The organism is Mesorhizobium sp. B2-1-3 (assembly GCF_006442495.1).
Taxonomy (GTDB): domain Bacteria; phylum Pseudomonadota; class Alphaproteobacteria; order Rhizobiales; family Rhizobiaceae; genus Mesorhizobium.
This window is the reverse complement of the sequence record NZ_VFWL01000030.1, coordinates 1-25,915: the sequence shown is the minus strand read 5'-3', so window position 1 is coordinate 25,915 and position 25,915 is coordinate 1. Positions and strand designations below refer to the sequence as shown.

Genomic DNA, 25,915 nt, shown 5'->3' with positions numbered 1-25,915 from the left:
TATCCGTTTCAAACAGGAGATCGCCATGACCGCACTGCCGCTCGACAAAGCCCTCGAGATCATCGACGCCGCCTTCGCCAAGGGCGCGGAGCTCAAGCTCAGGCCGCTCGGCGTCTCGGTGCTCGACGCCGGCGGCCATCTCGTCGCCTTCCAGCGCCAGGACGGCGCCTCGTTCCTGCGCCCGCAAATGTCCGCCGGCAAGGCTTATGGCGCGCTCGCCATCGGCATGGGCTCGCGCCGCGTCGAGGCCTTCGCCAAGGAGCGCCCGCATCTCATGACCGGCATCTCCGACGTCTCGGGCGGACGCGTGTTGCCGGTCGTGGGCGGCGTGCTGATCCGCGACAAGGCAGGCAGCATCATAGGCGCCGTCGGCATTTCCGGCGACAGCTCGGACAATGACGAAGCCGCCGCCATCACCGGCATCGAGGCCGCCGGCTTCACCGCCGATCCGGGCTAAGGCTAATTCAGGTTGATATCCCTGCTCGCCGACCGCATCGACACCGAGAAGCCGGCGAGCACGTCGAACAGCGCGATGATCATCAGCGTGAAGAAGACCGAGTGCGCGGCGCCCTTGACCAGCAGGAACTCGACCAGGAAGGCCACGAAGACCAGCGTCGACAACAGATGGTCCATGATCGAGGCGTTCGTAGTGCGCGCCGATTTCACGATCTCGACGAAGAGGAAGATGAGCCCGATCAGCACCATAAGGTCGCCGAGCGTCATCGAGAACACCCCGCCGGACATCATGCCGACGGAAAAGACCTCGCTTGCCCAGGGATCGTCACCGCTGCCGAATATTCCGAGCAGCCCGAGATTGTAGAGGACAAAGGGCACGATCAGCAGCGGGACGGCACCGAACATCTGGCGTCTCCATTTGGGGGCACCCCTTTGTAGAGTGCGCAACCGGCACGCCGTCAAGAATTTTCGCAGCACGCCCCAAACACGCTAGAAGACCGAATGCAACAACGATGTCAGCCGGTTGTCCGGCCGACATCTTTGAAATCGAGCCGCGGGATGCGTGACCGCGCACCCCGCTCGCGATCAGCGCTTGAAGTAGCCGGCGCGCACGGCCGCGCCGATGACGTTGAGGATGATATGGCCGGCCGTCATCGAGGTGATCTCGTTGACATCGCGCGCCGGCGCGATCTCGACGATATCCATGCCGACCAGCCTTCCTTTGCCGACCAGCCCCTTGATGAGTTCAATCGTCTGCCGGTAGCTGACGCCGCCCGGCTGTGGCCCCTCGACCGCCGGCATCACCGCCGGATCGAGGCCGTCGGCATCGATGGTGAGATAGTAGCGGCCGCCGTCGGGAATTCGCTTCAGGAGCGCCGCGGTGCCGATGTCCTGCCATTCATTGGTGGTGATGATGTTGGCGCCATAGGCGCGGGCGGCCTCGACCTCCTCGGTGCGCGCGCTGCCCTGGCCGCGAACGCCGACTTGGAAAATGTCCTTGATATGCGTCATTTCCGAGGCCCGGCGGATCGTGCTGGAATAGCCCTCCTTGACCCCGTTGACGTTGTCACGCCAGTCGAGATGGGCATCGAGCTGAACCAGCGTGATCGGACCCTCGCCGTCAAGCGCCCGGAAGATCGGGATCGGAATGCCGTGGTCGCCGCCGATTGTGATCGGCAGTGCGCCCGCGGCGCGGATCTTGCGAATCGCCGCTTCGGCTCTGCCGTAGTGCCCGACATGATCGGCCGCCGCGCCGGGAACATCGCCGACGTCTACCACCTTGATGTCCTTGCCGTCGAAGACTGGCCCACCGATGTCGAAATCATAGCGGTCGAGCGCCTGGCTGATCCGCTGCGAGGCGCGCCGCACCGCGGTCGGCGCATTGGTCTGGTCGTTGATCAGCTCGTCGATCGTGTAGGGATCGCCATAGGGCATGCCGATGATGGCGACATCGGCCTTCAGCGTGTCGAGGTCCTCGACCAGCGGGAAGTTCATGAATGTCTGGAAGACATCGCGCGGCGCGGTGGTGAGTTTGGACATGGGGTCTCCTCTGCGTTGAAGCTTTTTTGGATCAGGCGCCACGGCGGGCTGCGAGATGGGGCTGCAGCCTATGCTCCAGGCTGCGCGAGATCGCTGCCACGAAGGCCGTCAGCCCCCAGTACAGCAATGCGATGGCGGTGAAGATCTCCACCGGCGAGAAGGTGCGGCCAATGATGTTCTGGGCCATGTAGGTGAGTTCCGGTACGGTGATCGCCGACAGGATCGCCGATTCCTTGATCAGCGTAATGGTGAGATTGGTGGCCGCGGGCAGGATGTAGCCGAGCACCTGCGGAACCAGGATCTTACGGAAGATAGTCAGGTAGCGCAGCCCCAGCGCGTAGCCGGCCTCGACCTGGCCGTACGAAATCGACTGGATCGCGCCCCTGATGATCTCGGCCGAATAGGCGCTGGCATAGGCTGACAGCGCGCCGATCGAAACGACCACGGGCGAGAGCCTGACACCGAACATCGGCAAGGCGTAGAACAAAAGGAATATCTGGATCAGGAACGGGATATTGCGGAATATTTCGACATAGGCCGAGACGATCGCCGTCGGCACCCGCCCGCCGCGCAGCCGGATAAGCGCCAGCACGGTGCCGAGCGCGAAGCCGAACGGCAATGCGACAGCGCACATCAGCACCGTGTTGCCGAAGCCCTTGGCGAGGATCTGCCAGTTGTCCGCTATGACGGAAAAATCGAAGCTCATGCGCGTGCGCCTCGCGCCTTGAGTTCCAGATGCCTGGTCAGCAGGCTGCATGATAGCAGCACGACGAAATACAGCACCGCCGCGATGCAGAAGGCCTCGACCGGCCGGTAGGTGACGTTCATGATGTTCTGCGCGGTGCGGGTCAGTTCCACCACCGCGATCACCGACAGGATCGAGGATGCCTTCACCAGCATGGTGAACTCGTTGACCATCGGCGGGACAATGGCGCGGAAGAGCTGCGGCAGGATGACCTTGAACCAGGTCACGGCAGGCTTCAGCCCGAGCGCCTTGGCCGCCTCGTACTGGCCGGCGGGAATGCGCGTCAGTCCGGCGCGCAGGATTTCGGCGACGAAGGCCGCGCTGTTGAAGCTGAGCGCCAGCACGCCGGCCAGGAGCGGCGGCAGGTCGATACCGACGAGGCCCGGCAGCACGTAGTAGACCATGAAGATCTGCACGATCAGCGGCGTGCCTCGGATGAAGCTGGTGTAGACCGCGCCGATCCAGCGGATCACGCGCCAGCGCGACCTGCCACATGCGAGCAGGCCGAAGCCGATCAATGTGCCCACCAGAAACCCCGGCGCCGAGACGCTCAGCGTGATGCCGGCGCCGGCCAGGAATTCCGGCAGGAAGGTCAGCGTCTTTGAAAAATGGAACATTTTTCAGCTCGAATGATCCCTGGACGTCCGGGCCATCCGAGACCGGCGCGTCCAATGACTGGAACCACCGGTCCGGCAGCGCCGGGCGCCTGGTTGGGGGCTTAGAGCGCGCCAGGCGGCAGATAACCCTCGTCGGGCGTCTTCATCTCGAACCCGAACCATTTGAGCTGAAGCTCCTTCAGCTTGCCGCTGTCCTTCACGTCGCCGATTTTGGCGTTGATGAAGGCGCGCAGATCCTTGTCCTCCGGCCGCACCACCCAGGAGAGATAGGAGAATTCGCCGATCGAACCGACGACCTTGTAGGTGTCGGGAACGTTCTTCATCAGAACGGCCGCCGAAGGCGAGGCGATGACGATGGCGTCGACCTGGCCGGAGGCCAGAGCGACATGGGTCTCGGGGAAGGAGGTGAACAGCTTCATCTCGCCGACACCCATGCCGCCCTTATCCTTGAGCTCCTTGTCATAGGCCTCGATGATGGGCTGCACGGAGGAGGCGAGTTGCGTGGCCACCACCATGCCGTTGATGTCCTCCGGCTTCTTGATGCGCTCCTCGTCGACGCGCACGACGACGACGTTCTCGAACGAACCGGTTGGCCGCGTGTAGGCGTATTTCGCCGCCCGCTCGGCGTTGATGCCGGTCGAGGTCGCCATCAGGTCGAACTTCTTGGCCAGCAGCCCTGGCAGCAAGCCTTGGAAAGGCAGGTTGAGCTGGTCGAGCTTCACGCCGAGCTGGCTGACCACATAGTCGAGAATGTCCTTGTTATAGCCGACGATCTGGCCGTCGCGGACGAATTCGAACGGCTCGAACGCGGCCTCGGTTCCGACAAGGATGGTGCCGCGCTGCTTGATTTGGTCGACCAGCCCATTGGCATGGGCGGTGGCAGTGAACGGCAGGAGGAGCGGCGCGGCGGCAAGAAGGGTCAGGACGCGGCGGCGCGAAGCGGAAAGAAACTCACCCATTGTTACCCTCTTTTTTCTTCGGTTTTGCTGTGCTGGTAAGCCCGGCCGCTATGCTTGAAGACGCGACCGATCATGTAGCTCTCGGAATCCTTGATCCCGGGAACGTTGGCCAGTTCACTGACGAGGAAATCGTGCAGGCTGGTCGTGGATGGCAAAGTGAGCTGGATGATGATGTCGAACGGCCCGGTCATGGCGTAGACACTGTCGACGAACGAGTATTCCGACAGTTTTCGAGCAACGCTGATGATGTGCTCGCGGTCGACGTCGAGCCCGACAATGGCCGCAATGCCGACATCGCTGCGCAAAGGGCGCACGACCGCCTGGATGCAGATATCCGGGTCCTCGAGCACACGGGCCATTTTCCGCCGCACCGTCGCTTCGGTGACGCCGATGCGCTTGGCGATATCCACGCTCGACATCCGCCCATCGACTTTGAGTTGGGAAAGGACGGCCTGCTCGGTATCGTCGAGATCACTTGTGCTGACGAAATCCCACATCGAATTCCCAATCTGTGTCGATTTCCGACTATAAATTCAAAAATCGCATAAGAAACCGTCTATGGCAATCCCACAGATTGCGAAAAACACCAGCGACGCTTCCTCCGGCGATTGCCGCGCATCGGGCTCACGGTTCGATCATTGGGAAAAGTCGTGTCGACCGAGTCGAAGGCGATGTGCGGTATGCAATCGGCCATGCCTCGAGGATGCACGATGAGGCGGCGTCCGGGCCGATCGGAGATCAAGGCCTGGAGACGCAGCTACGCTGTCGGTCGTCGGTCCCGACAGACGCAAAAAGACCGGCCAGCGGCCGGTCTTTTTAGCTCAAACATCAGGAAAGCTGGTCTCAGCTTTCCTTGGGCGTCAGCACCTGGCGGCCGCGATACATGCCGGTCTTCAGGTCGATATGGTGCGGGCGGCGCATTTCGCCGGAGTTCTTGTCCTCGACATAGGTCGGGGCCTTGAGGGCGTCTGCCGAGCGGCGCATGCCGCGCTTGGACGGAGAGGTTTTTCGTTTCGGAACGGCCATGGATATGCTCCACTACATGGTCAAAAGCCCCGCCCGCCCTCGTGAAAGGGCCGTGTCAGGGGCCGGAATCTGAGAAAGTCGGGTGCCTATACACGCCCGGTGCCGTTTTGGCCAGCGCTGCCCGCGAATTTTTTTATGTCGGCTACTGGAGGCAGCCGACATAAGCGCCGGATCGGCCGGCGCGCCGCTCGATCAGGTTGGCCAGCCTCCTCAGCCCCGGCCCGGGCTTGGCCGGGTTGCGGGCGATGGGATTTGGCAAGCTGACGGCAAGCAGCGCGGCCTGACGGCGCGACAGCTGTTTTGCCGAAATACCGAAATGGTGCCGCGCCGCCGCCTCGATGCCGTATATGCCCGGCCCCCACTCGGCGATGTTGAGGTAGATTTCCATGATGCGCCGCTTCGACATCACCGCGTCGAGATACACGGCCAGCGGCAACTCGACCACTTTACGAACCGTGCCCAGCGGACGAGACCACAAAAACAGGTTCTTCACCGTCTGCATGGTGATGGTCGAGGCGCCGCGCGTCCCCTCGCCGGCCAGCGCGTCGTCGACGACACCCCGCAATTCGCCGAGGTCGACGCCGCGATGGAAACAGAACTGTCCGTCCTCCGACATGATCACCGAATTGGCCAGCACCGGTGCCACGTCGTCGATCGACACCCAGCGGCGGTCATAGCCGGAGAAGGTGGCAAGATCCTTCAGCATCAGCGTCGACACCGGATGCACGAAAGACGGCAGATAGAGAAAGGTCAGCACCGTAGGGATAAGCGCCAGCACGGCAGCCACGACGATACCGCGCCGGACCCAGCGTTTGAGAGCACGACGGTTCACGCCACGGGATCTCGTCGCCATGTCCAGCTTTTCGGTTTCATGATCGACGATCGGTTCCGCCAAGTCGCCCAACCCGTGTCTCTCCCTCCCCCGGCATAATGGCGCTTGTCTTCTTGCGCAACGTCTGAGTGTCGGCTACCGGTCCGGGCCATGACGAATGACGATGAAATGGCGTTCGAAACGGCGCTCGTCGCACGGGCCGCCGCCGTCGAGACGTTGCTGCGGCGATTGCTCGACGACCGCGCGCTCACGGGCGAGATCGCGCGGCCCGAGCGCCTTATGGCGGCGATGCGGCACGGCGTGCTCAACGGCGGTAAGCGCCTGCGCCCCTTTCTGGTGATGGAAAGCGCGGCCCTGTTTTCTGCCGACGGCGAAGCGGCACTGCGCGTGGCGGCCGCACTGGAATGCGTGCACTGCTATTCGCTGATCCATGACGACCTGCCGGCGATGGACGACGACGATCTGCGCCGCGGCCAGCCTACCGTACACAGGGCCTTCGACGAGGCGACTGCCATCCTCGCCGGCGACGCCCTGCTGACGCTTGCCTTCGACATCCTCGCCGACGAGACTACGGCGCTGCCGGCGGAGCGGCGGGCCGCCCTTGTGCTGGCGCTCGCCCGCGCCGCCGGGGCCGGCGGCATGGTCGGCGGCCAGACGCTGGACCTCGAGGCCGAGCGCATCGCGCCGGACGAGGCCGGGATCATCCGGCTGCAGGCGATGAAGACCGGTGCGCTGATCCGCTTTGCCTGCGAGGCGGGCGCGGTCGTCGCCGGCGTGCCTGCCGGGGATCGCGAAAGACTGGCCGAGTTCGGCTCGGCGATCGGGCTTGCCTTCCAGCTTGCCGACGATCTTCTCGATTTGACCGCGGATGCCGCACAGATGGGCAAGGCGACGGGCAAGGACGCCGCCGCCGGCAAGGCAACGCTGGTGGCGCTGCACGGGGAGGCATGGGCACGCGCCCAGTTGCATGGCCTTGTCCATCAGGCGCATGCGCTGCTCGAACCCTATGGCGAGCAGGCCGGCCTGCTGAAGGCAGCCGCGACCTTCGTGGCGACGCGAAACAATTGAGATCGGGGCAGACCCCGAGGCTTGGCGTGAAGGTTTCTGTTTAACGGGCCAATCGGGAGGATCAGGTTCGATGTCGACCAAATTGTTCGATCTCAGCGGGCGCACCGCCCTCGTAACCGGCTCCTCGCAAGGCATAGGCTTCGCCTTGGCCAAGGGTTTGGCCGAAGCCGGCGCCAGGGTGATCCTCAACGGCCGTGACGAGGCAAGGCTCGCCACCGCGATCAGGCAGATTCCCGGAGCGGAAAAGCTGGCCTTCGATGCTACCGATCATGAAGCGGCTCGCTCGGCGGTCGACGGTTTCGAACTGGACGGCGGAGCGATCGACATTTTGGTGAACAATGCCGGCATGCAATTCCGCGCGCCGCTCGAGGAGTTTCCCGCCGATGCGTTCGAGCGCCTGCTGCAGACCAACGTCGCCAGCGTCTTCCATGTCGGCCAGGCCGTGGCGCGCCATATGATCAGGCGCGGCCGCGGCAAGATCATCAACATCGCCAGCGTGCAGACCGCGCTCGCCCGTCCGGGCATCGCGCCCTACACGGCGACGAAAGGCGCGGTCGGCAACCTGACCAAGGGCATGGCTACGGATTGGGCCAAACATGGCCTGCAATGCAATGCCGTTGCACCCGGCTATTTCGATACGCCGCTCAACGCTGCCCTTGTCGCCGACCCTGCGTTCAGCACCTGGCTGGAAAAGCGCACGCCAGCCGGCCGCTGGGGAAAGGTCGAGGAACTGGTCGGCGCCTGCGTCTTCCTGGCCAGCGAGGCCTCCTCTTTCGTAAACGGCCATATTCTCTATGTGGACGGCGGCATCACAGCGTCGATCTGATCCGCCGCGCCGAACAGGCAGGCGCGCCAAATGCTGCCCGATCGATAACCGGTTGACGCGGAGCTGACATCACTCGTGGCAGCATTCCGCTGTTCGAAGATACGCGGCTGCGGTGGTCTCACTCCCGGCCAGAGCGTTTGGGGACCTTGCGTTTCGGGAACAATTGCACCCGTCGCGACGTTCGGGACCAGAAGCAGGAGGCAACCCATGAACGACAACAAGCATCGCAAACAGCCGAGGCCAAGCGATCGCGACTTGCGCAACGATCCCGGCATCGGCGCATCCAAAGGCACCATCAAGGGTGGCGACATTCTTGACGACGACGAGGAACTCGATGGCGAAAATACTTTTCGGGGCGATGTCGAGAACGACACCACCCCGCAAGGCGGTGTGAACCCCGACCAGACCGGCCGGACGAACAAATAGAGGGAGATATCCCATGACCGGCAAGAAGACCCACGAACAGCAGGTGCAAATCATCGAGGAGCGGGTGAACACCAAGAATGCGGACAAGAATTTCAACGCCGAGGACGAACTGAAGCGGTCGAAGCGGGAAAGAACGGCTCGCCAGCAGGGCCAGTCGCTCCGGGGCGGCGACGTCGATCTGGTCGATGCCGATGACCGTGAAATGCTTCGCGGCTCGAACCAGGAATCCCGGCATCACAAACGGCCCGCGGATTGAAATAATATCCGAAGCTTGACCGTCCCTTGAAGTGGCCGCGGCCCTTCATCTCGGCGCAGCCGGCAGGCTACATGGGAGGCTCGGCGGGAATCCGAAATTCTCGGTCGCCAGAACGAAATCTTAATGTAAATCAAGCGTAATCCCGACCGTTAAAATAATGCGTATGTGTTGGGGTTGCGCATGCCGGAATATTCTTCCTTCATACGGTCCATCCGGAGCCGTTATCTCTCAGGATTGCTGATCTTCGCGTTGGCTTCGCTGGCGATCATGCTCGCACTTGATCGCGTCAATTCCTTCCGCCACCAGATCGATACACTGAGCAGCAACCTTGTCATCTTTACCCGCGATCTGCGCAACGCGACCAGCTTCGCCGAGACGACGGGAACCGCCTGGCGAGCGGAGACGCGCGATGCGCTGACCGCGTCGGCGCGCGGCCATTCGGAACGCCTGACCAGCGAGATTGGGACGCTTGCGGCCCAGATCGCCGCATTGCGTCCACGCCTGTCGACAAAGACGATCAACGAGCTCGAATCCGCTTCGGTCAATGGCGACCTGTTCTGGTCTCCGCGCGACATGATTCGAAACTTCAACCTGATGTCGGTGGCGCAGAAGGTCGATGAGTGGAGCTATCGCGAAATCCGCAACCAGAACGACCTGTTTGCCCAGCCGATGCTGGTCCGCGTCCGCACCGCCATGGACGACGAGCGCCATTTGGCCGATGCCTCCAGTGACCGGCTGCTGCTGTGGGCGAGCGGATTGCTGTTCGCGGTGCTCTCCATCGCCGCTTTCTGGATCTTCCGGCCGATGGAGCAAGCCATCCGCCGCGCCTTCGCCGAATCCGCCGAGTCGCTGTTCAAGGCCGAGGCGGCCGACCGCGCCAAATCGGAATTCCTCGCCAATATGAGCCACGAAATCCGCACGCCGATGAATGGCGTGCTCGGCATGGCCGAGCTGCTGGCCAAGACCGAACTGACCGCGCGCCAGAAGACCTTCACCGACGTCATCGTCAAATCCGGCAACGCGCTGCTCACCATCATCAACGACATCCTCGATTTCTCCAAGATCAATGCCGGCCAGCTCACGCTCGACCCGGCGCCGTTCCGCCTTGCCGAGGCGGTCGAGGATGTGGCCACGCTCGTCTCCGCCCATGTCGCCGAAAAGAACCTCGAACTGATCGTGCGCGTCGACCCGCGCCTGCCGGCCTACGTCGTCGGCGACGCCGGGCGGTTCCGCCAGATTGTCACCAACCTGCTCGGCAACGCGGTGAAGTTCACCGAGAAGGGCCATGTGCTGATCGACGTCGGCGGCGAAACCGTCAATGACGTCGTCCAGCTCAAGTTGCGCGTCGAGGACACCGGCATCGGCATCCCGGCCGAAAAGTTGCAGAACGTGTTCGAAAAATTCGCCCAGGTCGACGGCTCCTCGACCCGCCGTCACGAGGGCACCGGCCTTGGTCTCGCCATCGCCGCCCGCCTCGTCGACCTGATGGCCGGCAAGATTGGCGTCGAGAGCGAGATCGGCCGCGGCTCCGTATTCTGGTTCGCGGTGCCCCTGCCCGTGCATCGTGCCGAGGCTCGCGACGAGATCGTGCCGGTCGACGTCAGCGGCGCCCGCGTTCTGGTCATCGACGACAATCCGGTCAACCGCGAGATCCTGCTCGAACAGCTCAGGAGCTGGAGCTTCGACTGCGCCGCCGCCGAAAGCGGTGCGGTCGGCCTGGCTTTCCTCGACCGCGCCTGCCAGCTGGGGGCCGCCGTCGATTGCATCATCCTCGATTACCAGATGCCCGGTATGAACGGCGCCGATGTCGCGAAAGCCATCGCCGCCGACAGCCGGCTGTCGGCCATACCGGTCGTGCTCCTGACCTCGGTCGACCAGGTCGATTTCGGCAAGATGATCATTGATTTCGGCATTGCCGCGCACCTGACCAAGCCGGCGCGCTCCGCGGTCCTGCTCGGCACCGTCATCTCGGTCGTCCAGAAAGCCCGCTCGCAGGTCGGCAGGGCGCAGTTCGTTCGCGAACCCGTACCGGCGCTGCCGCAGGCGGCGCCGCCCGCCTTTACCGTCATCCGCGGCCCGGCAATGCCGGCCGTCCCCGTGCCGGAACCGGCGGTCGCGCCGAATGGTCCGATCGACATCCTCATCGCCGAGGACAACGAGGTGAACCAGTTGGTGTTCGGCCAGATTCTCAACGGGTTGGGCTTGAGCTATCGTATAGCCGGCAACGGCCGCACGGCGGTCGAGATGTACCGCTCGTTGCGCCCGAGGCTGATCCTGATGGACGTCTCCATGCCGGAGATGAACGGTTACGAGGCGACCCGCGCCATCCGGGCGACGGAGGCCTCGGATGGCAGCCACATTCCGATCATCGGCGTCACCGCGCATGCGCTGAAGGGCGACCGCGACAAGTGCATCGAAGCCGGCATGGACGACTATCTGCCGAAGCCGGTTTCACCCGACCGCCTCGGCGCCAAGATCGGCACCTGGCTCAGCGAAACGGTGGTGGCGAAGACGGCATAGCTATACCGTCGACGCCTCGGACGCCGCATCCAGATGATAACGGCGCATCCAGTCGAGGCTTGTCTCGTCGGCAAGCCTTGCGACGCCGGGTCTTATATCCCCAGCATCCGGTGCCTGAACCCCCAAGGCGTCGCAAACGGACGCCAACGTTGCAACCGGATCGCTCGACAGGCGCTCATAGCCGATCCGCAGCGGGATTACCTCTTGCTCCGCGAACCACATGTTCCAGGCAGCGTCATAAGCTCCGAGCTCGGCAACCTCATCCTTGATCCGCCCGAAATCATATTGAGGTTCCCGGGGAGGCCCCACCCTTTCCAGCTCGGTTCCATCAGGAGCGACATGCCAAAGGCCGGTTTGCTGCGCCTTGACCAGCGATACGGCCTGCGCAAGCTTGTCCTCGCGTGACAGATGTATGTAGAGAACACGGCCAAACGCCCTCTCGAAACGAGCTTTATCCGAGACAAGCCCCGGGAAAATCCGGTCGAGTATCGCTGAAAGCTCATCCAGGTTCTCTCGCATCAGGCGCAGGCCGAAAATACCGGTCCCATCCTTGCCGGCGGCGATGGCCGCATTGAGATAGGCGGCATTGAATTCGAGTTCGCCCATCGTGTCGCGGCCGGGCAGCCCCCACTCTTCGGCCCATTCGGGCACGTCCTGCCGCCGATAGAACGAATGAGGATCGCCCGCGGCCTTCGTGGAGGCCAGGAGTTTGCACAGCAAAGTGCTTCCGGTCCTGGGCGTGCCGCAGATAATATATGCGTCGACCATCCTGCGGCCCTCATTGCTCGTTGAAGGCAGGGCAATGCCGGCCAATCCAGGGCCTATAGCCGCGGCCGTCATTTTTATCGCCCCTTCACCCGCAACGACACACCCGCTATCGGTTGCGCACCACCACGCATGCCCCGCCGACACTTTGCAACTTCTGGCAGATAGCGCCGGCGACGGCACGGTCGTCGACCCCGATCCTGACCGCGTAGATGCCGCGCCGGCCGATCGGCGTGCGCACCCGGCTGACCACCGGATCATGCCCGCCTAGCAGGGCCGGGAAGCGGCCTCTCACCCTGAGCCACTGGTTGATCGCGGCGCTGCGGCGGAAATTGCCGGCCACCTGGATTCCCCAGGGCTTTATGTTGATGGAAGCCATCGCCACCGTCCGCGACATGATCACCGGGAGCTTACGGCAGGCCGCGACGAAATCGGATTTCGCGTCGAGCGGTCGCACGCTTCCGGCATAGGCGCGGTCGGCGAACTTATCGACCGGCTCGCCCATAATGTCGAAGACATAGCTTTCGGTTTCCATCGGCAGGAAGCCGCCCGAGCCCAGCCAGCGCGAGACCCGGTTTTCGCCGGCATTGTAGGCGGCGGCCGCCAGGCCGAGATTGCCATAGCTGGTCTTCATCTCGGCGAGGTATTTCGCCGAGGCCGGGATCGCCTGGTTGATGTCGAAGGAATTGGCGAGCCCGCGCATCTTGGCGGTCCCCGGCATGAACTGGGCGATTCCTTCGGCGCCGACCGGACTGACGGCGTTGGGATCGAACCGACTTTCCTTCCAGATCAGCCGGGCGAAGAAATCCCTGGGCAGGCCGTTCTGGTCGGCATGGGCCTGGATCAGGTTGCAGACCTTGTCGATCAGCCGCTGCTTGGCCGATTGCGGCGGATCGGCCTGGGCCAAGGTGGGCCACCCGCACAGCAGGATCAGCGCCACCGGGAGGAAGCGCAGCATTCGACCTACTCTGCCGCGGCCTTGCCGCGACCAAATCGTTGTTCGATATAGTCGGCGACCATCTTTTCGAAATCCTGCGCGATCGACGGTCCGCGCAGCGTCGCCGCCTTCTTGCCGTCGACGAAAACGGGCGCCGTCGGCGTCTCGCCGGTGCCTGGCAGCGAAATGCCGATATCGGCATGTTTGGACTCGCCCGGGCCGTTGACGATGCAGCCCATCACGGCGACCTTGAGGTTCTCGACCCCTGGGTATTTCTCACGCCACGCCGGCATGTTCTTCCTGAGATCGGCCTGGATGTTCTGGGCCAGTTCCTGGAACACGGTCGAGGTTGTGCGGCCGCAGCCGGGGCAAGCGGCGACGATCGGCACGAATTGCCTGAAGCCCATGGTCTGCAGCAATTCCTGCGACACCTGCACCTCGCGCGTGCGATCGCCGTTCGGCTCCGGCGTCAGCGATATGCGGATGGTGTCGCCGATGCCTTGCTGCAACAGGATGCCCATGGCGGCGGATGAGGCGACGATGCCTTTCGAGCCCATGCCGGCTTCGGTGAGGCCGAGATGCAGCGCATGGTCGGAACGGCTGGCGAGCTCGGTGTAAACGGCTATCAGGTCCTGCACGCCGCTGACCTTGGCCGAGAGGATGATCTTGTCGCGGCCAAGGCCGATCTCCTCGGCCATCTCGGCCGAGAGGATCGCCGACTGCACGATCGCCTCGCGCGTCACTTGCTGTGCGGTCAACGGAAAGCCGCGGGCCTGGTTGTCGTCCATCAGCCGGGTCAGGAGTTCCTGGTCGAGCGAGCCCCAGTTGACGCCGATGCGCACCGGCTTGTCATGTTTGATCGCCATCTCGACGATTGCCGCGAACTGCCGGTCCTTCTTGTCCTTGAAGCCGACATTGCCGGGATTGATGCGGTATTTGGCCAGCGCCTCGGCGCAGGCCGGATGATCGGCCAGGAGCTTGTGACCAATATAGTGGAAGTCGCCGACGATGGGCACGTTGATACCGAGCCGCGCCAGCCGCTCCCGGATGCGCGGCACGGCGGCGGCGCTTTCATCGCGGTCTACGGTGATGCGCACGATCTCGGAGCCGGCGCGATGCAGCGCCGCGACCTGGGCGACCGTCTGGCCGACATCGGCGGTATCCGTATTGGTCATCGACTGCACGACGACGGGAGCACCGCCGCCAACCACCACGCCGCCCACATCGACGCCAACCGAGGTGCGGCGCGGGAAGGGAAAGGAATAATATCCGGTCATGCCGGCAGCCTTTAATCTCTGGAGCGCCGCGCGTCCACTTGGACGCACAAAAGCGCGCTCCGGGCCGATGCGCTGAAGTCCGGGCATGAGGTGGAGGAGCAAAGATGGCTTGTCAATGGCGACAGGTCGCCACTGGCCGCAATCGATGCCGCCGCCGGTTGCTCGGCGCCCGACTTTTATCGCTCGCTTGCGTCGGCCAATCGGCTACCTGGCGATTGGCAGGCCCCATCGCTTTGTCTTTCCCGGAACGAGTCCGTCATTTCGGGGAGGAGCAAGGAGAAGAGCGACGCAGCGCAGTCCCAGAATCCAAGCCCTGACCTCAGAGCGCCGCGGCAAGGCGGAATTCTGCTCCGCTGCACTCTTCGGTCAGTTATGGTAAAGGGGAGCCGCGACGAGCTTCGCCCCTACTCGTCCTGGGACTAGGAAGTCGGAAGGCCTCTGCCTGGTACGAATATCTGTGATGGTCGACCTGAAATCGAAGATCAAAACCACCAGTCCGGCGGCAATTGCCGCCGGCAGGAAAGACCCGAATGGTGAGCGGTTATGTCAGTGGGGCATCAATGCGTCGTGGGTTTGGCCCTCAGTTTTTCAATCTCGTCCTTGATTGCCAGCTTGCGTCGCTTGAGATTCACGATTTCCAGGTCGTCCACCGACGGGTGATTCATCGCGTCATCGAGCTCGCGTTCGATGTCGCCGTGTTTCCGCTGCAACTCATCAAGATGGGATGCAAGAGACATGATTGGTTCTCCCTTTCATGATTTCCTCGATTGCAGCCGCCAAAGGCGCGTCCACCGCAGGCTCGCTCTGTGACGGCACAATGACAGTGTGCCACCTTCGCGCAGCGATGTCGAATGATCCGTGGTAGCATTCCACGACAACGTGAAATGTGATATGGGCTGCGCGCCGGTGGCAGAGAGTGCCACCCCCCGCCCAATCAGGCCCAGCTTTGGGCGCCGCAGACGTGCAGACGGTAGAGAATGTCCGATCAGGAACAGGCCGATATTCGCCTCGAATTTTCCCGGCTGAAGCAGGAACACGCCGATTTCGACGCCGCGATCAATGCGATGATCGCCATGAACTGCGACCCGCTGCAGATCCAGCGCATGAAGAAGAAGAAGCTTGCGCTGAAGGATCGGCTGATGAAGCTGGAAGACAGGATCATCCCGGACATCATCGCCTGACTTCAGGTCCAGGCCGCGATCGAAAGCCGCGCCGCGCGTTCGCGCAACAGGGCCAGGAGTTCGCCTGTCTTCTCCTGCGATGTGTCGATGGGCACCACTAGGCACATCGTCGCCTCGACGGTGCCGGGTGCTGAAAACACCGGCGCGGCGAGGCATTTCGTATAGGCGTCGACGAGCCCCGAAGTGATGCAATAGCCGGTGGCTCGCGCCGTCGCTATGTCGGCGATGAAATCGTCCAGCCGCAATCTGCGGCCATCGGGCAGCATAAGGTCGTCTTCCGATATCATGGCTTCGATCCGGGCCTGTTCGAGGCCGGCGAGCAGCAGCCTGCCTGACGCGGTCCAGGGCAGCGGAATCTGCAATCCGGTGGCGGAGCTGATGCGGAAGGGCCGGGTGCCCGGGCTCGAGTGGACGATCGTGTAGCGGCCGCTCTGCAGCATGCACAGTTCGGAGGTCTCACCGGTCTCGCGCGACAGGTTGTCGACCTCCTGGCGTCCTCGCCTCAAGAGGTCGTTGCCGCGCACATAATCCATTCCATAGAGATAGAGCTTCTTACCGAAATAGACGCGGTTGCCGTCGCCGGCCATCTCCAGGAGGCCCGCATCGACCAGCGATCGCACCAGTGTGTAGGTGGTCGAACGCGGCGCGTTGACCCCCTTGGCGAGGTCGCCGATACCGATGGCGCGCTGCGTCGAATGAAGGAACTCCAGAATCTGGAGCACCCGGTTGAGGCCCTTCTCCCGAGAGACCGAAATCTTTGCGTCCGCTGAGACCGCCAAGGCGCTGCCATCTTGCATTGTCGATTCCTGATGTTAGTATCTGTCTTGTACAGGATACACTCGTCCCTTGTAAGAGACAATTTCTGTAACGATCCGGGTGCGCGTATTGCCTGTGCGTAGGGGAACACAACACGAAAGGAGGTCGCTGTGGACGACACATCCAAAAGGCGTGATTTTCTGAAACTGGGCATGGCCGGACTGGCAACGGCCGGCGTCATGAGCGCGGCGGCAACGGTCGACGTCCAGAAGGCGGCGGCGCAGGCTGCGCCCGATAGCTTGCTACGCACCGTGCTGGAGCGCGGCAAATTGATTGTCGGCACCGGAAGCACCAATGCGCCATGGCATTTCGAGAACGATGCCGGCGAACTCGTCGGCATGGACATCACCATGGGGCGCATCCTGGCAAAGGGCTTGTTCGATGACCCGGCCAAGGTCGAGTTTGTCATGCAGGACCCGGCGCAGCGCATTCCGAACGTGACGACGAACAAGGTCGACATCACCATCCAGTTCATGACCATGACCGCGCAGCGCTCGCAGCTGATCAACTTCTCCAGGCCTTACTACGTCGAGGGCGTCGCCTTGCTGACTTTGCCCGGCGCCGAGAACAAGACCTTCGACAAGCTGCTTGCCGCAGGCTCCGCGACGCGCGTTTCCATCCTGCAGAATGTCGACGCCGAATCTTCGGTGCATTTTGCCTTGCCGGAGGCGCAGGTGATGCAGATCGATACACAGGCCAACGTGCTGCAGGCATTGGAATCCAAGCGTGCCGATGCCGCTGCCGTCGACCTCTCCACCGTGCGCTGGCTCGCCTCGCGCAATCCGGACAAATACTTCGATGCCGGCAAGAGCTGGTACTCGATGCTTTATGGCGCGGCGCTCCGGCAAGGCGATCTCGATTGGCTGACCTTCGTCAACCAGACCTTCACCATCGCCATGTTCGGCCATGAAACGGCGCTCTATGACGCCGCGTTCAAGGACTATTTCGGGCAGGAGCCGCCGGCGCGCCACCCCGGCTTCCCGGTTATCTGACGTCATCGGCGGAAGGGCGCCGACCCTTCCGCCTTTTTTCCTGGCGACGCGGCCAGCTTTGCGTCACATCGGGAGCACTGAGGCCGACGCATGGGTTATGCGCTCAATTTCAACCTGATCTGGCGGCATTTCGACAAGCTGTTGGGCGGTCTGCTGCTCAGCCTGGAGCTCGCCGTCATCTCGATCGCCATCGGCATCGTCATCGGTCTGGTCCTGGCGGTCTGGTACGTGTCGGCCGGACGCATGGTGCGCGGCATCATTGCCGCCTATGTCGAATTCATCCGAAACGTGCCGCTGATCCTGCTCGTCTATCTCGTCTTCTACGGTCTGCCGACCGTGGTCGACATCGCCTACAGCGCGCAAACCTCGTTCGTCGCCACGCTGGCGCTCTACAGCGGCGCCTATCTGGTCGAGGTGTTCCGCTCCGGTCTCGAAGCGGTGCCGCGCGGCCAGCTAGACGCCGGCAAGGCGATCGGCCTGACGCCCTGGCAAAGGCTGCTCCATGTGCGCCTGCCGACCATGCTGCGCATCACGCTGCCGGCGCTTTCCAACACTTTCATATCGCTGTTCAAGGACACCTCCGTCGCTTCGGTCATCTCGGTGCCCGAACTGACCTTCGGCGCGCAATGGATCAACTTCAACACCTTCCGCATCGTCGAGGTCTATCTCGTCGTGACGGCGATGTATCTGCTGACCGGCTACGCCCTGCTTTACGCGCTCCGGCTCGTCGAACGATGGTTCAAGGTGGTGCACTAGCATGCTTGGCCAGATCGCCTACGCCTTGCCTTTCCTGGCTCAGGGTTTTGCGCTGACGCTTTGGGTGTCGCTGCTGGTCGTGACGTTCTCGCTCGTCGCCGGTGTCGTCCTTGGCGTCGGCCTGGTCTATGGCCCGGCGCCGGCGCGCTGGGCGGTGCGCATCTTCAGCGACACTATTCGCGGCATACCGATCCTGGTGCTCATCTTCTTCGTCTACTACGGGATGCCGGCCGTCGGGCTTCACCTGCCGTCCTTCTGGGCTGCCGTGCTGGCGCTGACCTTGTTCAAGACAGCCCAGGTCGTCGAATATCTCCGGGGCGCCGTCGGCTCCATCCCGAAGGGACAATCGGAGGCGGCAATGGCGATCGGCCTGACCTTCCGCCAGCGGCTGGCCCATGTCATCTTTCCGCAAGCGTTCAGGCGTTTCCTGCCGCCCTGGATCAATGGCGTCACCGACGCGGTCAAGGGCAGCGCGCTGGTCTCCCTGCTCGGCATCACCGATCTCATGCAGGCCATCAACCAGGTCATCGGCCGCACCTATGAGGCCATGCCGCTCTACATCCTTGGCGCCCTCATCTACTTCGCCGTCAACTATGCGCTTTCGCTTGCCAGCCGGCGGCTGGAGCGGCGTTTCTCCTTCATCCGGGAATAGCAATGTCCACAAGCTCGAACGATGCCCCGGCCCTTCTCGACATCCGCGATGTGTCCAAATCCTTTGGCGCCGTCCAGGTCCTGCGCTCGGTCAGCCTGCGCGTGGCGCGCGGCGAGGTGGTGACGGTCATCGGGCCCTCGGGCAGCGGCAAGACCACGCTGCTGCGCTGCGTCAACTTCCTGGAGAGCTATGACAGCGGGTCCATCCGCATCGACGGCAAGGAGGTCGGCTTCCGAGAAACCGGAGCCCGCCAGCGCCGCAGCGAACGCGACCTTGCCGCGATGCGCGCCGAGACCGGCATGGTGTTCCAGAGCTTCAACCTGTTTCCGCATCTCACCGCCGCCGGCAACATCATGCTCGGCCTCACCAAGGTGCGCGGCAAAAGCACCGTGGAGGCGCGCACGATTGCCGAACACTGGCTCGGCCGCGTCGGTCTTGCCCATAAGGCCGACAGCCTGCCGGCGGAGCTCTCCGGCGGCCAGCAGCAGCGCGTCGGAATTGCGCGCGCCGTGGCCATGGGGCCGAAAATCCTGCTGCTCGACGAGATAACCTCCGCCCTCGATCCGGAACTCGTCGGCGAGGTGCTTGAAGTGGTGCGCAGCCTCGCCGAGGACGGCATGACGATGGTGATGGTCACGCATGAGATGGCCTTTGCCCGCGACGCCTCGAGCCGCATCGTCTTCATGGCCGATGGCAGCGTCGGCGCGGTCGGCCCGCCGAAGGAGATTCTCGCAGCAGACGCCGAGAATGAGCGTCTGCGCAATTTCCTGGCGCGCTTCCGCGCCTCGCATTTCTGACATTGGATGGTTGACACCATCCCAAGGAGCCTTCTTCCATGACGCCTTACACCAGGCTCGCCGAACTCGGCCTCACATTGCCCGAGCCGCCGACGCCCATCGCCAACTTCGTTACCCATGCCGAGAGCGGCCGGCTGATCTTCCTGTCCGGCCAGGGACCGCTGCGGGCCGACGGCTCGCTCTGCACCGGGAAGGTGGGCGAGGATGTGACGGTGGAGGAGGCTTATCAGCATGCCCGCCTCACCGGCCTCAACCTGCTTGCCGTCATGCATGCTGCCGCCGGCGATCTCGGCCGCATCGTGCGCGTCGTCAAGCTGCTCGGCTTCGTCAACGCCACGCCGACCTTCAGCGACCACCCCAAAGTGGTGAATGGCTGCTCCGATCTTTTCGCCGACGTTTTCGCCACGATCGGCGGGCATGCCCGCTCGGCGATCGGCGTCGGCTCCTTGCCGGGAAACATCACCGTCGAAATCGAAGCGGTCGTCGAGATCGCTGCCTGATCTGTCATCCACGGGATTGCTCACATGAAAACATATTCAGACACCGGCTCCAACACCACGATCCGCGAACGGCTCGGCCTTCGCCCGATCATCAACGTCTCCGGCACGATGACGGCGCTCGGCGCGTCGATCATCGTGCCTGAAGCGATCAGCGCCATGTCTGAAATGGCATCGCAATGGGTGGAAATGGACGATCTGCAGCGCGCCGCAAGCGCCGTCGTCGCGCGCCTCACCGGTGGCGAGGCCGGCTTCATCACCGCCTGCTGTGCCAGCGGCATCACCATGGCGATCGCCGGCGCGATGACGGGAACCAACCTGCTCGCCATCGAACGCCTGCCGGACGACACCGGCGACCTCAAGTCAGAGGTGATCATCCAGCTTGGCCACATCGTCAACTACGGCGCCCCGATCGACCAGTCGGTCCGCGTCGCCGGCGCCAAGGTGGTGCCCGCCGGCACGGTCAGCGTCACGCAGGACTATCATGTCCGCGACGCGATCAACGACCGCACGGCGGCAGGGCTCTATGTCGTCGCGCATCACACCGTGCAGTACGGCATGCTGTCGCTGGAGGAATTCTGCGAAATCTGCCACGCCAGGGGCGTGCCGGTGATCGTCGACGCGGCTTCCGAATATGACCTGCGCGGCTTCCTGGCGCGTGGCGCCGACATCGTCATCTACAGCGGCCACAAATTCCTGAGCGGCCCGACCAGCGGCATCGTCACCGGACGCAAGGATCTGGTGCGCGCCGCCTATCTACAGAACCGCGGCGTCGCCCGCGCCATGAAGGTCGGCAAGGAAAGCATCGCCGGCACCATGGCCGCGCTCGAGGCATGGGAGAAGCGCGACCACGCCGGCATCCGCCGGCGCGAAGAGGCCGCCCTCAACCTTTGGAAGGATGCTCTGCAGGGTATCCCGGGCATTGGCGCGGAGATCATTCCCGACCCGACCTCCAACCCGCTCGACCGCCTGCAGGTCTTCGTGCTGCCGGAAAGCCGCTTCACCGCCGCCGGCCTTGCCTCGGCGCTTGCCGGTGGATCGCCGCCCATCATCGTGCGCAATCACGAGGTCGAACGCGGCCATTTCTTCCTCGACCCCTGCAATCTTCATCCCGGAGAGGCGGAAATCGTCGCCGAACGGCTGCGCGCCCTGTTAACCGCGAAGGACCGGCCCGCCGACGCCATGAAGATTGCCCGTAAGGACTCTTCCGGCGCCTTGCGCTGGCCTGATTGAGCGCCAGGCGGACCAACGAACCCAAAGCACCGGCTGATCACGCGACCGTGAACAGCCGGATGCGTACGCGGCGGGAATAAATCTCGGCTGCAACGGGTCTCCTCGACATAGGCCGCTACAGGCGTTGAGGAGATCGGCATGCCCGTCATTATGAAAACGACAGCGAACATGGCCGCGGCGTTGGCGGCCGCCATGTGCTGGGGCGCATGACCTTAGCCGGCCTCTCTCTTCCATGACGCACGGCTTTCCCATTGCGCTTGACACTGGTGACGCAGATGACTTCACTTTCGCCACGGCAGGCGGCTTTGCCTGTTGCCGAGGGTTTCGCCCGCACGGGCGGGGCGAGACCGCCGGTATTGCTTGAAAGCGCACGGCCTGTTCCTCGTGGAGTATCGGATGGTGCTGCTTTGAGCGAGAAGGCCGGAGCCGAGCGCTTCAGCGAGGTGGTGCTGCCTCATCTCGGTGACGCGCTGGCGCTTGCCCGCTGGTTGACCGGCAATGGCGCCGATGCCGAGGACGTCGTGCAGGACGCCTGCATAAAGGCGCATGCGGGCATATCAGGCTATGCCGGCGGCAATGCCCGCGCCTGGCTGCTGACCATCGTGCGCAACACCGCCTATACCTGGATGTCGCGCAACCGGCCGCGCGGCATGTTGGCCGTCGGTGATCTCGGCGATCTCGACGAGATGGCGGCGGCACACGGCATCAGCGTGCCGGACGAATATGGTCCGGAGGCAAGCCTGATCGCCAAGGCCGACACGGTGGCGCTTGAAACGGCGATAGCAGCCCTGCCGCAGCCGTTTCGCGAGACGCTTGTGCTGCGCGACATCAGCGGCCTCAGCTATCGCGAGATAGCGGCCATGCTCGGCGTGCCGATGGGCACGGTGATGTCCAGGCTGGCTCGCGCGCGGAGCCTGCTTATGTCTGACCTGGGGAGAGCGCCATGACCATGCATGACGATGGACTGCCCAATGATCCGGAAGGCATCAGGCTGATGATCCACGCGCTCGTCGATGGCGAACTTGATGCAGCGGCCGCGCTTGCGGTGGAGCGGCGCATTGCGGCCGATCCGCGGCTTGCCTCGGAGCATGCCCGCATCGTGGCCTTGCGGGGCGCGGTCAGCCGCCTGCCGCGCCCAGATGTCGGCGACGCCTTTCGCGCGCGCATCGCGGCCATTGGCACTGCGGCCACCGCGCAGCCGGAGTCAGGCGAAACGGCCAAGCCGCAGCAGGGCCGGCCGGCGCTCCCGGGGGTGCTTGCCCCGGGCGGGAGAGGCCAGAGGCGAAACGCCGATACGCGGCTGTCGCCAAGTCGAGCGCGCCGCTTCGGTTCGTTCGACTGGCGCGCTCTTGCCGCCTCGATCATGATCAGCGCGGTGCTGGCCAGCGGAGCAACGCAATGGGTGATGGTCAACGGCGCGTCCGACAGCTTTGCCGCGGCGGTCGCCAGCGGCCATCGCCGCAGCCTGCTTGCCGCCAGCCCGATCGACATCGTCTCGTCGGATCGCCATACGGTAAAACCCTGGCTCGACGCCCGGATCGGCGTGTCGCCGCCGGCACCGGATCTTGCCAAGGACGGCTTTGCGCTGATCGGCGGCCGGGTCGAGGTGATTTCCGGCCGCCCGGTGCCGGCACTTGTCTACCGCCACCGCGAGCATCTGATCACGCTGGTCGCCGAACCGCAGCAGGGCGGCAAGGTCAGCGAGCCTGACGATCTTTCCTCGGGCGGCTTTTCGCTGGTGCAGTGGAGCGATGGCGCCTTCTCCTACTGGGCGATCTCCGACATGGAGCGGCCCGAACTCGACGATTTCGTCGCCCGCTTCCGCAAGGCTGCGGCATAGGCTGATTTCCCGGCCGGACCCCGGCAATGCCCCGCATCCTTGCCGCCGCCGCCGAATTCCGCTAAGGCGCGCCTTTGTCGCCGGGAGCAGAAGCTTGGACGATCAACGCGCCGACGTCGCCATCATCATGGGCAGCCAGTCCGACTGGGCGACCATGCGCCATGCCGCCGAGACACTGGAGGCGCTTGGCATCCCGCACAAACGGCTGATCGTCTCGGCGCACCGCACTCCCGACCGGCTCTACGCCTTCGCAAAGGGCGCCAAGGCCGCCGGCTACAAGGTCATCATCGCCGGTGCCGGCGGTGCGGCGCACCTGCCCGGCATGACGGCGGCGATGACACCGCTGCCGGTGTTCGGCGTGCCGGTGGAATCCAAAGCCCTGTCGGGACAGGATTCGCTGCTGTCCATCGTCCAGATGCCGGCCGGCATTCCGGTGGGGACGCTGGCCATCGGCAAGGCCGGTGCGGCCAATGCGGCTCTGTTGGCCGCCGCCGTGCTGGCGCTCAACGACGACAAGCTTGCCGGGCGGCTCGATGCCTGGCGCGCCTCGCAGACCGCCAAGGTCGCGGCCGAACCCACGGACACGCAATGAGCCTGCCCGCCGGATCGACCATCGGCATCATCGGCGGCGGCCAGCTCGGCCGCATGCTGGCAATGGCGGCCGCTCGCCTCGGCTACCGCACCGTGGTGCTGGAGCCGCAGCCGGATTGCCCCGCGGCACAGGTCGCCAACCGTCAGGTCACGGCCGCCTACGATGACCCCGCCGCGCTTGCCGAATTGGCCGAGGCAAGTGCCGTCGTCACCTATGAATTCGAGAACGTTCCGGTTGCCGCCGCCGAGGCGCTCGCCGCAAAGGTGGCGGTCTATCCGCCTGCGCGCGCGCTTGATGTGGCGCAGGACCGGGTGACCGAAAAGACATTTCTCAACGGCATCGGCATTGCCACGGCGGATTTCCGCGCGGTCGACAATGACGGCGAGCTGACCGCAGCGCTGAAATCCTTTGGCGGCAGCGGCATATTGAAGACGCGGCGCATGGGCTATGACGGCAAGGGCCAGCGCGTCTTCCGTGACATGCAAGCCGGCGGCTTCGCCGGCACCTGCGAGGCCATGGGCAGCGTGCCGCTGGTCCTCGAGGCCTTCGTTTCCTTTGAGCGCGAAGTCTCCGTCATCGCCGCGCGCGGCATCGATGGCGTCGTCGCCGCCTACGATCCGGCCGAGAACGTCCACCGCAACGGCATTCTCCACACATCGACCGTGCCGGCCGCGATCGCGCCCCGGACAGCCGAGGCGGCCCGGACAGCGGCGGTGAAGATCCTGTCGGCGCTCGACTATGTCGGCGTCATCGGCGTCGAGTTCTTCGTGCTGGCCGATGGCTCGCTGCTGGCCAACGAGATCGCGCCCCGCGTCCACAATTCAGGCCACTGGACGGAAGCCGCCTGCACCGTTTCGCAGTTCGAGCAGCATATCCGCGCCGTGGCCGGCCTGCCGCTCGGCGACCCGCGACACCATTCCGACTGCGTGATGGAGAACCTGATCGGCGACAATATCTCGCGCGTTCCGGAATTGCTGGCGGAGCCCGACCTGATGCTGCATCTCTACGGCAAGGCCGCAGCGCGGCCCGGCCGCAAGATGGGCCATTTCACCCGGATCAGCCGCCGCGCCTGACAGCAATCTCGACGCCGCGAGCTACCGGGCAGGAAAACTCGGCGCATGGCGTTCCCCAGTCATGTGGCGACCACCACATCATACCAGCCGGCGCCGAGCCATTGGCCGATTGCGGATATTTGACGACACCGGGCATTCATCTCCGCTACCGGGCATGCTTGCGGTTGACACGGACAAGGCTCCTCGTTTATGAGCCACCCACAGTTCAAAGGCGCGTCTTCTGGCGCGCCTTAAAATTTCGACCCGGACCGGGTCCACACCGACAGGCAAGACCATGAAGATCAAGAATTCGCTCAAGGCGCTGAAGGCGCGTCATCGCGACAACCGTCTGGTTCGCCGCAAGGGCCGCGTCTACATCATCAACAAGACCGCCCCCCGCTATAAGGCGCGCCAGGGCTGAGCTTCGTCGCGAGGCTTTTTGCCTCCGCAGTTGGTGTTTATCGTCGGTCCGCCGACCTTTTCACGCTAAAATCAGTTTGACGTTCCGCCGCCCGGGACTAGATTCGGGCGATGCGGATTCTTTTTGCATTTTTGACGGTCCTTCTCTTTTGCAGCGCCATCTCGTTGCCGGCGCGGGCCGATGATCGGGCGGTCGTGCAAGCGGCCCCGGAGCCGGCGCCTCCGGATGCCCAGCCAGTGCCGCAAGCCGCGCCTCCCGCAATGAACAGGGAAGCCCGCCTCGACAAGCTGTTTGCCGATCTCAAGCGCGAGCGCAACGAAAAGGCGGCAGAGCGTATCGCCGGCATCATCTGGAGCGAATGGTCCCAGTCGGGCAGCGCCTCGATCGACCTGATGATGCAATGGTCGCAGAAGGCGCTCGAGAACCAGAAATTCGACGTAGCGCTCGATTTCCTCGACCAGGTGGTCACCTTGCAGCCGGCCTATGCCGAGGGCTGGAACCGGCGCGCCACGGTGCATTTCATGATGAAGAACTACGGCAAGTCGATGTCTGACATCGACCATACGTTGCAACTCGAACCACGCCATTTCGGCGCGCTGTCGGGCCTGGCACAGATCATGACCGTGACCGGACGCAAGCAATCGGCGCTCGAGGCCTGGCAGAAGGTCCTTGCCATCTATCCGATGCTGCGCAGCGCCCAGGATCAGGTCGGTACGCTTTCGGAAGAACTCGCCGGCGAAGGCATTTGATATTTAAGGCAGTAGGGGAATAGGGCAGTAAGGCAGTAGGAAGGAGATCGCCCGGAAATACTTCCCCTACTCCCCTACTCCCCTACTC

The 25,915-nt window shown here is 63.8% G+C and carries 32 protein-coding genes; 19 read left to right on the top strand and 13 right to left on the bottom strand.

Features of this window, described 5'->3' with window-relative positions; genetic code table 11:
- Nucleotides 1-25: 25 nt before the first annotated feature.
- Nucleotides 26-457 (top strand): heme-binding protein, encoded by a 432-nt coding sequence (locus FJ973_RS30025; RefSeq protein ID WP_140525760.1) that lies wholly within the window; start codon nt 26-28, stop codon nt 455-457.
- Between the two features lie 2 nt (nt 458-459).
- Here FJ973_RS30025 and FJ973_RS30020 read toward each other — a convergent pair whose 3' ends face one another.
- The 8 genes from FJ973_RS30020 to FJ973_RS29985 all read right to left on the bottom strand — a co-directional run bounded on the left by FJ973_RS30020 (nt 460) and on the right by FJ973_RS29985 (nt 6,246).
- A complete protein-coding gene (locus FJ973_RS30020; RefSeq protein WP_140500511.1) occupies nt 460-861 on the bottom strand; it encodes a hypothetical protein in 402 nt (133 codons plus the stop codon).
- A 180-nt stretch (nt 862-1,041) separates the two neighbouring features.
- On the bottom strand, nt 1,042-1,995 hold the full coding sequence (locus FJ973_RS30015; RefSeq protein ID WP_140558870.1) for an agmatinase: 954 nt from the start codon (nt 1,993-1,995) through the stop codon (nt 1,042-1,044).
- A 31-nt stretch (nt 1,996-2,026) separates the two neighbouring features.
- Entirely contained in the window at nt 2,027-2,701 is a 675-nt protein-coding gene (locus tag FJ973_RS30010; RefSeq protein ID WP_140658565.1) for an amino acid ABC transporter permease, read from the bottom strand.
- The gene (locus FJ973_RS30005; RefSeq protein ID WP_140558869.1) at nt 2,698-3,357 is read right to left on the bottom strand and encodes an amino acid ABC transporter permease; all 660 of its coding nucleotides are present in this window, start codon (nt 3,355-3,357) and stop codon (nt 2,698-2,700) included. Before FJ973_RS30005 ends, FJ973_RS30010 begins: the two co-directional genes overlap by 4 nt.
- A 101-nt stretch (nt 3,358-3,458) precedes the next feature.
- Nucleotides 3,459-4,316 carry a transporter substrate-binding domain-containing protein gene (locus tag FJ973_RS30000; RefSeq protein WP_140558868.1) on the bottom strand — a complete coding sequence of 286 codons (858 nt, stop codon included), beginning with the start codon at nt 4,314-4,316 and terminating at the stop codon, nt 3,459-3,461.
- A 2-nt stretch (nt 4,317-4,318) separates the two neighbouring features.
- The gene (locus tag FJ973_RS29995; RefSeq protein ID WP_140500504.1) at nt 4,319-4,813 is read right to left on the bottom strand and encodes an Lrp/AsnC family transcriptional regulator; all 495 of its coding nucleotides are present in this window, start codon (nt 4,811-4,813) and stop codon (nt 4,319-4,321) included.
- A 346-nt stretch (nt 4,814-5,159) separates the two neighbouring features.
- Nucleotides 5,160-5,342 (bottom strand): 50S ribosomal protein L32, encoded by a 183-nt coding sequence (gene rpmF, locus FJ973_RS29990; protein WP_008834724.1) that lies wholly within the window; start codon nt 5,340-5,342, stop codon nt 5,160-5,162.
- A 142-nt stretch (nt 5,343-5,484) separates the two neighbouring features.
- Nucleotides 5,485-6,246 carry a transglycosylase domain-containing protein gene (locus FJ973_RS29985; RefSeq protein WP_140500502.1) on the bottom strand — a complete coding sequence of 254 codons (762 nt, stop codon included), beginning with the start codon at nt 6,244-6,246 and terminating at the stop codon, nt 5,485-5,487.
- A 78-nt stretch (nt 6,247-6,324) separates the two neighbouring features.
- On the opposite strand from FJ973_RS29985, the gene FJ973_RS29980 reads away from it, so the two are divergent.
- From FJ973_RS29980 to FJ973_RS29960, 5 genes are all read left to right on the top strand, one after another.
- Nucleotides 6,325-7,242 (top strand): polyprenyl synthetase family protein, encoded by a 918-nt coding sequence (locus FJ973_RS29980; protein WP_140558867.1) that lies wholly within the window; start codon nt 6,325-6,327, stop codon nt 7,240-7,242.
- Nucleotides 7,243-7,312: 70 nt separating this feature from the next.
- Nucleotides 7,313-8,068, top strand: coding sequence for an SDR family oxidoreductase (locus FJ973_RS29975; RefSeq protein WP_140558866.1), 756 nt, complete (start codon nt 7,313-7,315; stop codon nt 8,066-8,068).
- A gap of 207 nt (nt 8,069-8,275) precedes the next feature.
- A complete protein-coding gene (locus FJ973_RS29970; protein WP_140517598.1) occupies nt 8,276-8,494 on the top strand; it encodes a hypothetical protein in 219 nt (72 codons plus the stop codon).
- Between the two features lie 13 nt (nt 8,495-8,507).
- Complete coding sequence (locus FJ973_RS29965) at nt 8,508-8,750, top strand: hypothetical protein (RefSeq protein WP_140525753.1); 243 nt, start codon at nt 8,508-8,510, stop codon at nt 8,748-8,750.
- Between the two features lie 180 nt (nt 8,751-8,930).
- Nucleotides 8,931-11,270: a response regulator gene (locus FJ973_RS29960; protein ID WP_140558865.1), complete on the top strand. Its 2,340-nt coding sequence runs from the start codon at nt 8,931-8,933 to the stop codon at nt 11,268-11,270.
- Here FJ973_RS29960 and FJ973_RS29955 read toward each other — a convergent pair whose 3' ends face one another.
- The 4 genes from FJ973_RS29955 to FJ973_RS29940 all read right to left on the bottom strand — a co-directional run bounded on the left by FJ973_RS29955 (nt 11,271) and on the right by FJ973_RS29940 (nt 14,986).
- On the bottom strand, nt 11,271-12,110 hold the full coding sequence (locus tag FJ973_RS29955; protein ID WP_224671103.1) for a Stf0 family sulfotransferase: 840 nt from the start codon (nt 12,108-12,110) through the stop codon (nt 11,271-11,273). It lies immediately after the preceding gene.
- A 34-nt stretch (nt 12,111-12,144) separates the two neighbouring features.
- Nucleotides 12,145-12,993, bottom strand: a complete 849-nt coding sequence (locus FJ973_RS29950; RefSeq protein WP_140517597.1) for a lytic transglycosylase domain-containing protein — start codon at nt 12,991-12,993, stop codon at nt 12,145-12,147.
- 5 nt (nt 12,994-12,998) lie between these two features.
- Nucleotides 12,999-14,249: a flavodoxin-dependent (E)-4-hydroxy-3-methylbut-2-enyl-diphosphate synthase gene (ispG, locus tag FJ973_RS29945; protein WP_140558864.1), complete on the bottom strand. Its 1,251-nt coding sequence runs from the start codon at nt 14,247-14,249 to the stop codon at nt 12,999-13,001.
- Nucleotides 14,250-14,806: 557 nt separating this feature from the next.
- Complete coding sequence (locus tag FJ973_RS29940; RefSeq protein WP_097571999.1) at nt 14,807-14,986, bottom strand: YdcH family protein; 180 nt, start codon at nt 14,984-14,986, stop codon at nt 14,807-14,809.
- 240 nt (nt 14,987-15,226) lie between these two features.
- Between FJ973_RS29940 and FJ973_RS29935 the strand changes: the two genes are divergently transcribed.
- Nucleotides 15,227-15,430: a YdcH family protein gene (locus FJ973_RS29935; RefSeq protein WP_140500489.1), complete on the top strand. Its 204-nt coding sequence runs from the start codon at nt 15,227-15,229 to the stop codon at nt 15,428-15,430.
- A 2-nt stretch (nt 15,431-15,432) separates the two neighbouring features.
- Here FJ973_RS29935 and FJ973_RS29930 read toward each other — a convergent pair whose 3' ends face one another.
- The gene (locus FJ973_RS29930) at nt 15,433-16,227 is read right to left on the bottom strand and encodes an IclR family transcriptional regulator (RefSeq protein WP_140558863.1); all 795 of its coding nucleotides are present in this window, start codon (nt 16,225-16,227) and stop codon (nt 15,433-15,435) included.
- 129 nt (nt 16,228-16,356) lie between these two features.
- Here FJ973_RS29930 and FJ973_RS29925 point away from each other — a divergent pair, with 129 nt between their 5' ends.
- The 12 genes from FJ973_RS29925 (at nt 16,357) to FJ973_RS29870 (ending at nt 25,827) form a co-directional block, all read left to right on the top strand.
- Complete coding sequence (locus tag FJ973_RS29925; protein ID WP_140500486.1) at nt 16,357-17,238, top strand: transporter substrate-binding domain-containing protein; 882 nt, start codon at nt 16,357-16,359, stop codon at nt 17,236-17,238.
- Between the two features lie 90 nt (nt 17,239-17,328).
- A complete protein-coding gene (locus FJ973_RS29920; RefSeq protein WP_140558862.1) occupies nt 17,329-17,994 on the top strand; it encodes an amino acid ABC transporter permease in 666 nt (221 codons plus the stop codon).
- Nucleotide 17,995: 1 nt separating this feature from the next.
- On the top strand, nt 17,996-18,646 hold the full coding sequence (locus FJ973_RS29915; protein ID WP_140500483.1) for an amino acid ABC transporter permease: 651 nt from the start codon (nt 17,996-17,998) through the stop codon (nt 18,644-18,646).
- Nucleotides 18,647-18,648: 2 nt separating this feature from the next.
- Nucleotides 18,649-19,443: an amino acid ABC transporter ATP-binding protein gene (locus tag FJ973_RS29910; RefSeq protein ID WP_140558861.1), complete on the top strand. Its 795-nt coding sequence runs from the start codon at nt 18,649-18,651 to the stop codon at nt 19,441-19,443.
- 38 nt (nt 19,444-19,481) lie between these two features.
- Nucleotides 19,482-19,943, top strand: a complete 462-nt coding sequence (locus FJ973_RS29905) for a RidA family protein (protein ID WP_140525749.1) — start codon at nt 19,482-19,484, stop codon at nt 19,941-19,943.
- A gap of 24 nt (nt 19,944-19,967) precedes the next feature.
- Entirely contained in the window at nt 19,968-21,173 is a 1,206-nt protein-coding gene (locus tag FJ973_RS29900) for an aminotransferase class V-fold PLP-dependent enzyme (protein ID WP_140558860.1), read from the top strand.
- A 407-nt stretch (nt 21,174-21,580) separates the two neighbouring features.
- Nucleotides 21,581-22,120, top strand: a complete 540-nt coding sequence (locus FJ973_RS29895; protein WP_140500476.1) for a sigma-70 family RNA polymerase sigma factor — start codon at nt 21,581-21,583, stop codon at nt 22,118-22,120.
- Nucleotides 22,117-23,013 carry an anti-sigma factor gene (locus FJ973_RS29890; protein WP_140517591.1) on the top strand — a complete coding sequence of 299 codons (897 nt, stop codon included), beginning with the start codon at nt 22,117-22,119 and terminating at the stop codon, nt 23,011-23,013. Before FJ973_RS29895 ends, FJ973_RS29890 begins: the two co-directional genes overlap by 4 nt.
- Before the next feature lie 94 nt (nt 23,014-23,107).
- Entirely contained in the window at nt 23,108-23,605 is a 498-nt protein-coding gene (purE, locus tag FJ973_RS29885; protein WP_140517590.1) for a 5-(carboxyamino)imidazole ribonucleotide mutase, read from the top strand.
- Complete coding sequence (locus FJ973_RS29880) at nt 23,602-24,678, top strand: 5-(carboxyamino)imidazole ribonucleotide synthase (RefSeq protein ID WP_140558859.1); 1,077 nt, start codon at nt 23,602-23,604, stop codon at nt 24,676-24,678. Before purE ends, FJ973_RS29880 begins: the two co-directional genes overlap by 4 nt.
- Before the next feature lie 274 nt (nt 24,679-24,952).
- The gene (gene ykgO, locus FJ973_RS29875; protein ID WP_125004464.1) at nt 24,953-25,078 is read left to right on the top strand and encodes a type B 50S ribosomal protein L36; all 126 of its coding nucleotides are present in this window, start codon (nt 24,953-24,955) and stop codon (nt 25,076-25,078) included.
- A gap of 110 nt (nt 25,079-25,188) precedes the next feature.
- Nucleotides 25,189-25,827: a hypothetical protein gene (locus tag FJ973_RS29870; RefSeq protein ID WP_140500468.1), complete on the top strand. Its 639-nt coding sequence runs from the start codon at nt 25,189-25,191 to the stop codon at nt 25,825-25,827.
- The last annotated feature ends 88 nt before the right edge of the window (nt 25,828-25,915 follow it).

What these genes read in the sequence shown, in the direction of transcription:
- FJ973_RS29880 (WP_140558859.1), top strand. Translation starts at nt 23,602, where the DNA reads ATGAGCCTGCCCGCCGGATCGACCATCGGCATCATCGGCGGCGGCCAG.
- FJ973_RS29955 (WP_224671103.1), bottom strand. Translation starts at nt 12,110, where the DNA reads ATGACGGCCGCGGCTATAGGCCCTGGATTGGCCGGCATTGCCCTGCCT.
- FJ973_RS29940 (WP_097571999.1), bottom strand. Translation starts at nt 14,986, where the DNA reads ATGTCTCTTGCATCCCATCTTGATGAGTTGCAGCGGAAACACGGCGAC.
- FJ973_RS29980 (WP_140558867.1), top strand. Translation starts at nt 6,325, where the DNA reads ATGACGAATGACGATGAAATGGCGTTCGAAACGGCGCTCGTCGCACGG.
- FJ973_RS29965 (WP_140525753.1), top strand. Translation starts at nt 8,508, where the DNA reads ATGACCGGCAAGAAGACCCACGAACAGCAGGTGCAAATCATCGAGGAG.
- FJ973_RS29905 (WP_140525749.1), top strand. Translation starts at nt 19,482, where the DNA reads ATGACGCCTTACACCAGGCTCGCCGAACTCGGCCTCACATTGCCCGAG.
- FJ973_RS30010 (WP_140658565.1), bottom strand. Translation starts at nt 2,701, where the DNA reads ATGAGCTTCGATTTTTCCGTCATAGCGGACAACTGGCAGATCCTCGCC.
- ispG (WP_140558864.1), bottom strand. Translation starts at nt 14,249, where the DNA reads ATGACCGGATATTATTCCTTTCCCTTCCCGCGCCGCACCTCGGTTGGC.
- FJ973_RS29960 (WP_140558865.1), top strand. Translation starts at nt 8,931, where the DNA reads ATGCCGGAATATTCTTCCTTCATACGGTCCATCCGGAGCCGTTATCTC.
- FJ973_RS30005 (WP_140558869.1), bottom strand. Translation starts at nt 3,357, where the DNA reads ATGTTCCATTTTTCAAAGACGCTGACCTTCCTGCCGGAATTCCTGGCC.
- FJ973_RS29935 (WP_140500489.1), top strand. Translation starts at nt 15,227, where the DNA reads ATGTCCGATCAGGAACAGGCCGATATTCGCCTCGAATTTTCCCGGCTG.
- FJ973_RS30015 (WP_140558870.1), bottom strand. Translation starts at nt 1,995, where the DNA reads ATGTCCAAACTCACCACCGCGCCGCGCGATGTCTTCCAGACATTCATG.
- FJ973_RS29870 (WP_140500468.1), top strand. Translation starts at nt 25,189, where the DNA reads ATGCGGATTCTTTTTGCATTTTTGACGGTCCTTCTCTTTTGCAGCGCC.
- FJ973_RS29995 (WP_140500504.1), bottom strand. Translation starts at nt 4,813, where the DNA reads ATGTGGGATTTCGTCAGCACAAGTGATCTCGACGATACCGAGCAGGCC.
- FJ973_RS29970 (WP_140517598.1), top strand. Translation starts at nt 8,276, where the DNA reads ATGAACGACAACAAGCATCGCAAACAGCCGAGGCCAAGCGATCGCGAC.
- FJ973_RS29900 (WP_140558860.1), top strand. Translation starts at nt 19,968, where the DNA reads ATGAAAACATATTCAGACACCGGCTCCAACACCACGATCCGCGAACGG.
- ykgO (WP_125004464.1), top strand. Translation starts at nt 24,953, where the DNA reads ATGAAGATCAAGAATTCGCTCAAGGCGCTGAAGGCGCGTCATCGCGAC.
- FJ973_RS29920 (WP_140558862.1), top strand. Translation starts at nt 17,329, where the DNA reads ATGGGTTATGCGCTCAATTTCAACCTGATCTGGCGGCATTTCGACAAG.
- FJ973_RS30000 (WP_140558868.1), bottom strand. Translation starts at nt 4,316, where the DNA reads ATGGGTGAGTTTCTTTCCGCTTCGCGCCGCCGCGTCCTGACCCTTCTT.
- FJ973_RS29930 (WP_140558863.1), bottom strand. Translation starts at nt 16,227, where the DNA reads ATGCAAGATGGCAGCGCCTTGGCGGTCTCAGCGGACGCAAAGATTTCG.
- FJ973_RS29890 (WP_140517591.1), top strand. Translation starts at nt 22,117, where the DNA reads ATGACCATGCATGACGATGGACTGCCCAATGATCCGGAAGGCATCAGG.
- FJ973_RS30025 (WP_140525760.1), top strand. Translation starts at nt 26, where the DNA reads ATGACCGCACTGCCGCTCGACAAAGCCCTCGAGATCATCGACGCCGCC.
- rpmF (WP_008834724.1), bottom strand. Translation starts at nt 5,342, where the DNA reads ATGGCCGTTCCGAAACGAAAAACCTCTCCGTCCAAGCGCGGCATGCGC.
- FJ973_RS30020 (WP_140500511.1), bottom strand. Translation starts at nt 861, where the DNA reads ATGTTCGGTGCCGTCCCGCTGCTGATCGTGCCCTTTGTCCTCTACAAT.
- FJ973_RS29950 (WP_140517597.1), bottom strand. Translation starts at nt 12,993, where the DNA reads ATGCTGCGCTTCCTCCCGGTGGCGCTGATCCTGCTGTGCGGGTGGCCC.
- FJ973_RS29975 (WP_140558866.1), top strand. Translation starts at nt 7,313, where the DNA reads ATGTCGACCAAATTGTTCGATCTCAGCGGGCGCACCGCCCTCGTAACC.
- FJ973_RS29915 (WP_140500483.1), top strand. Translation starts at nt 17,996, where the DNA reads ATGCTTGGCCAGATCGCCTACGCCTTGCCTTTCCTGGCTCAGGGTTTT.
- FJ973_RS29910 (WP_140558861.1), top strand. Translation starts at nt 18,649, where the DNA reads ATGTCCACAAGCTCGAACGATGCCCCGGCCCTTCTCGACATCCGCGAT.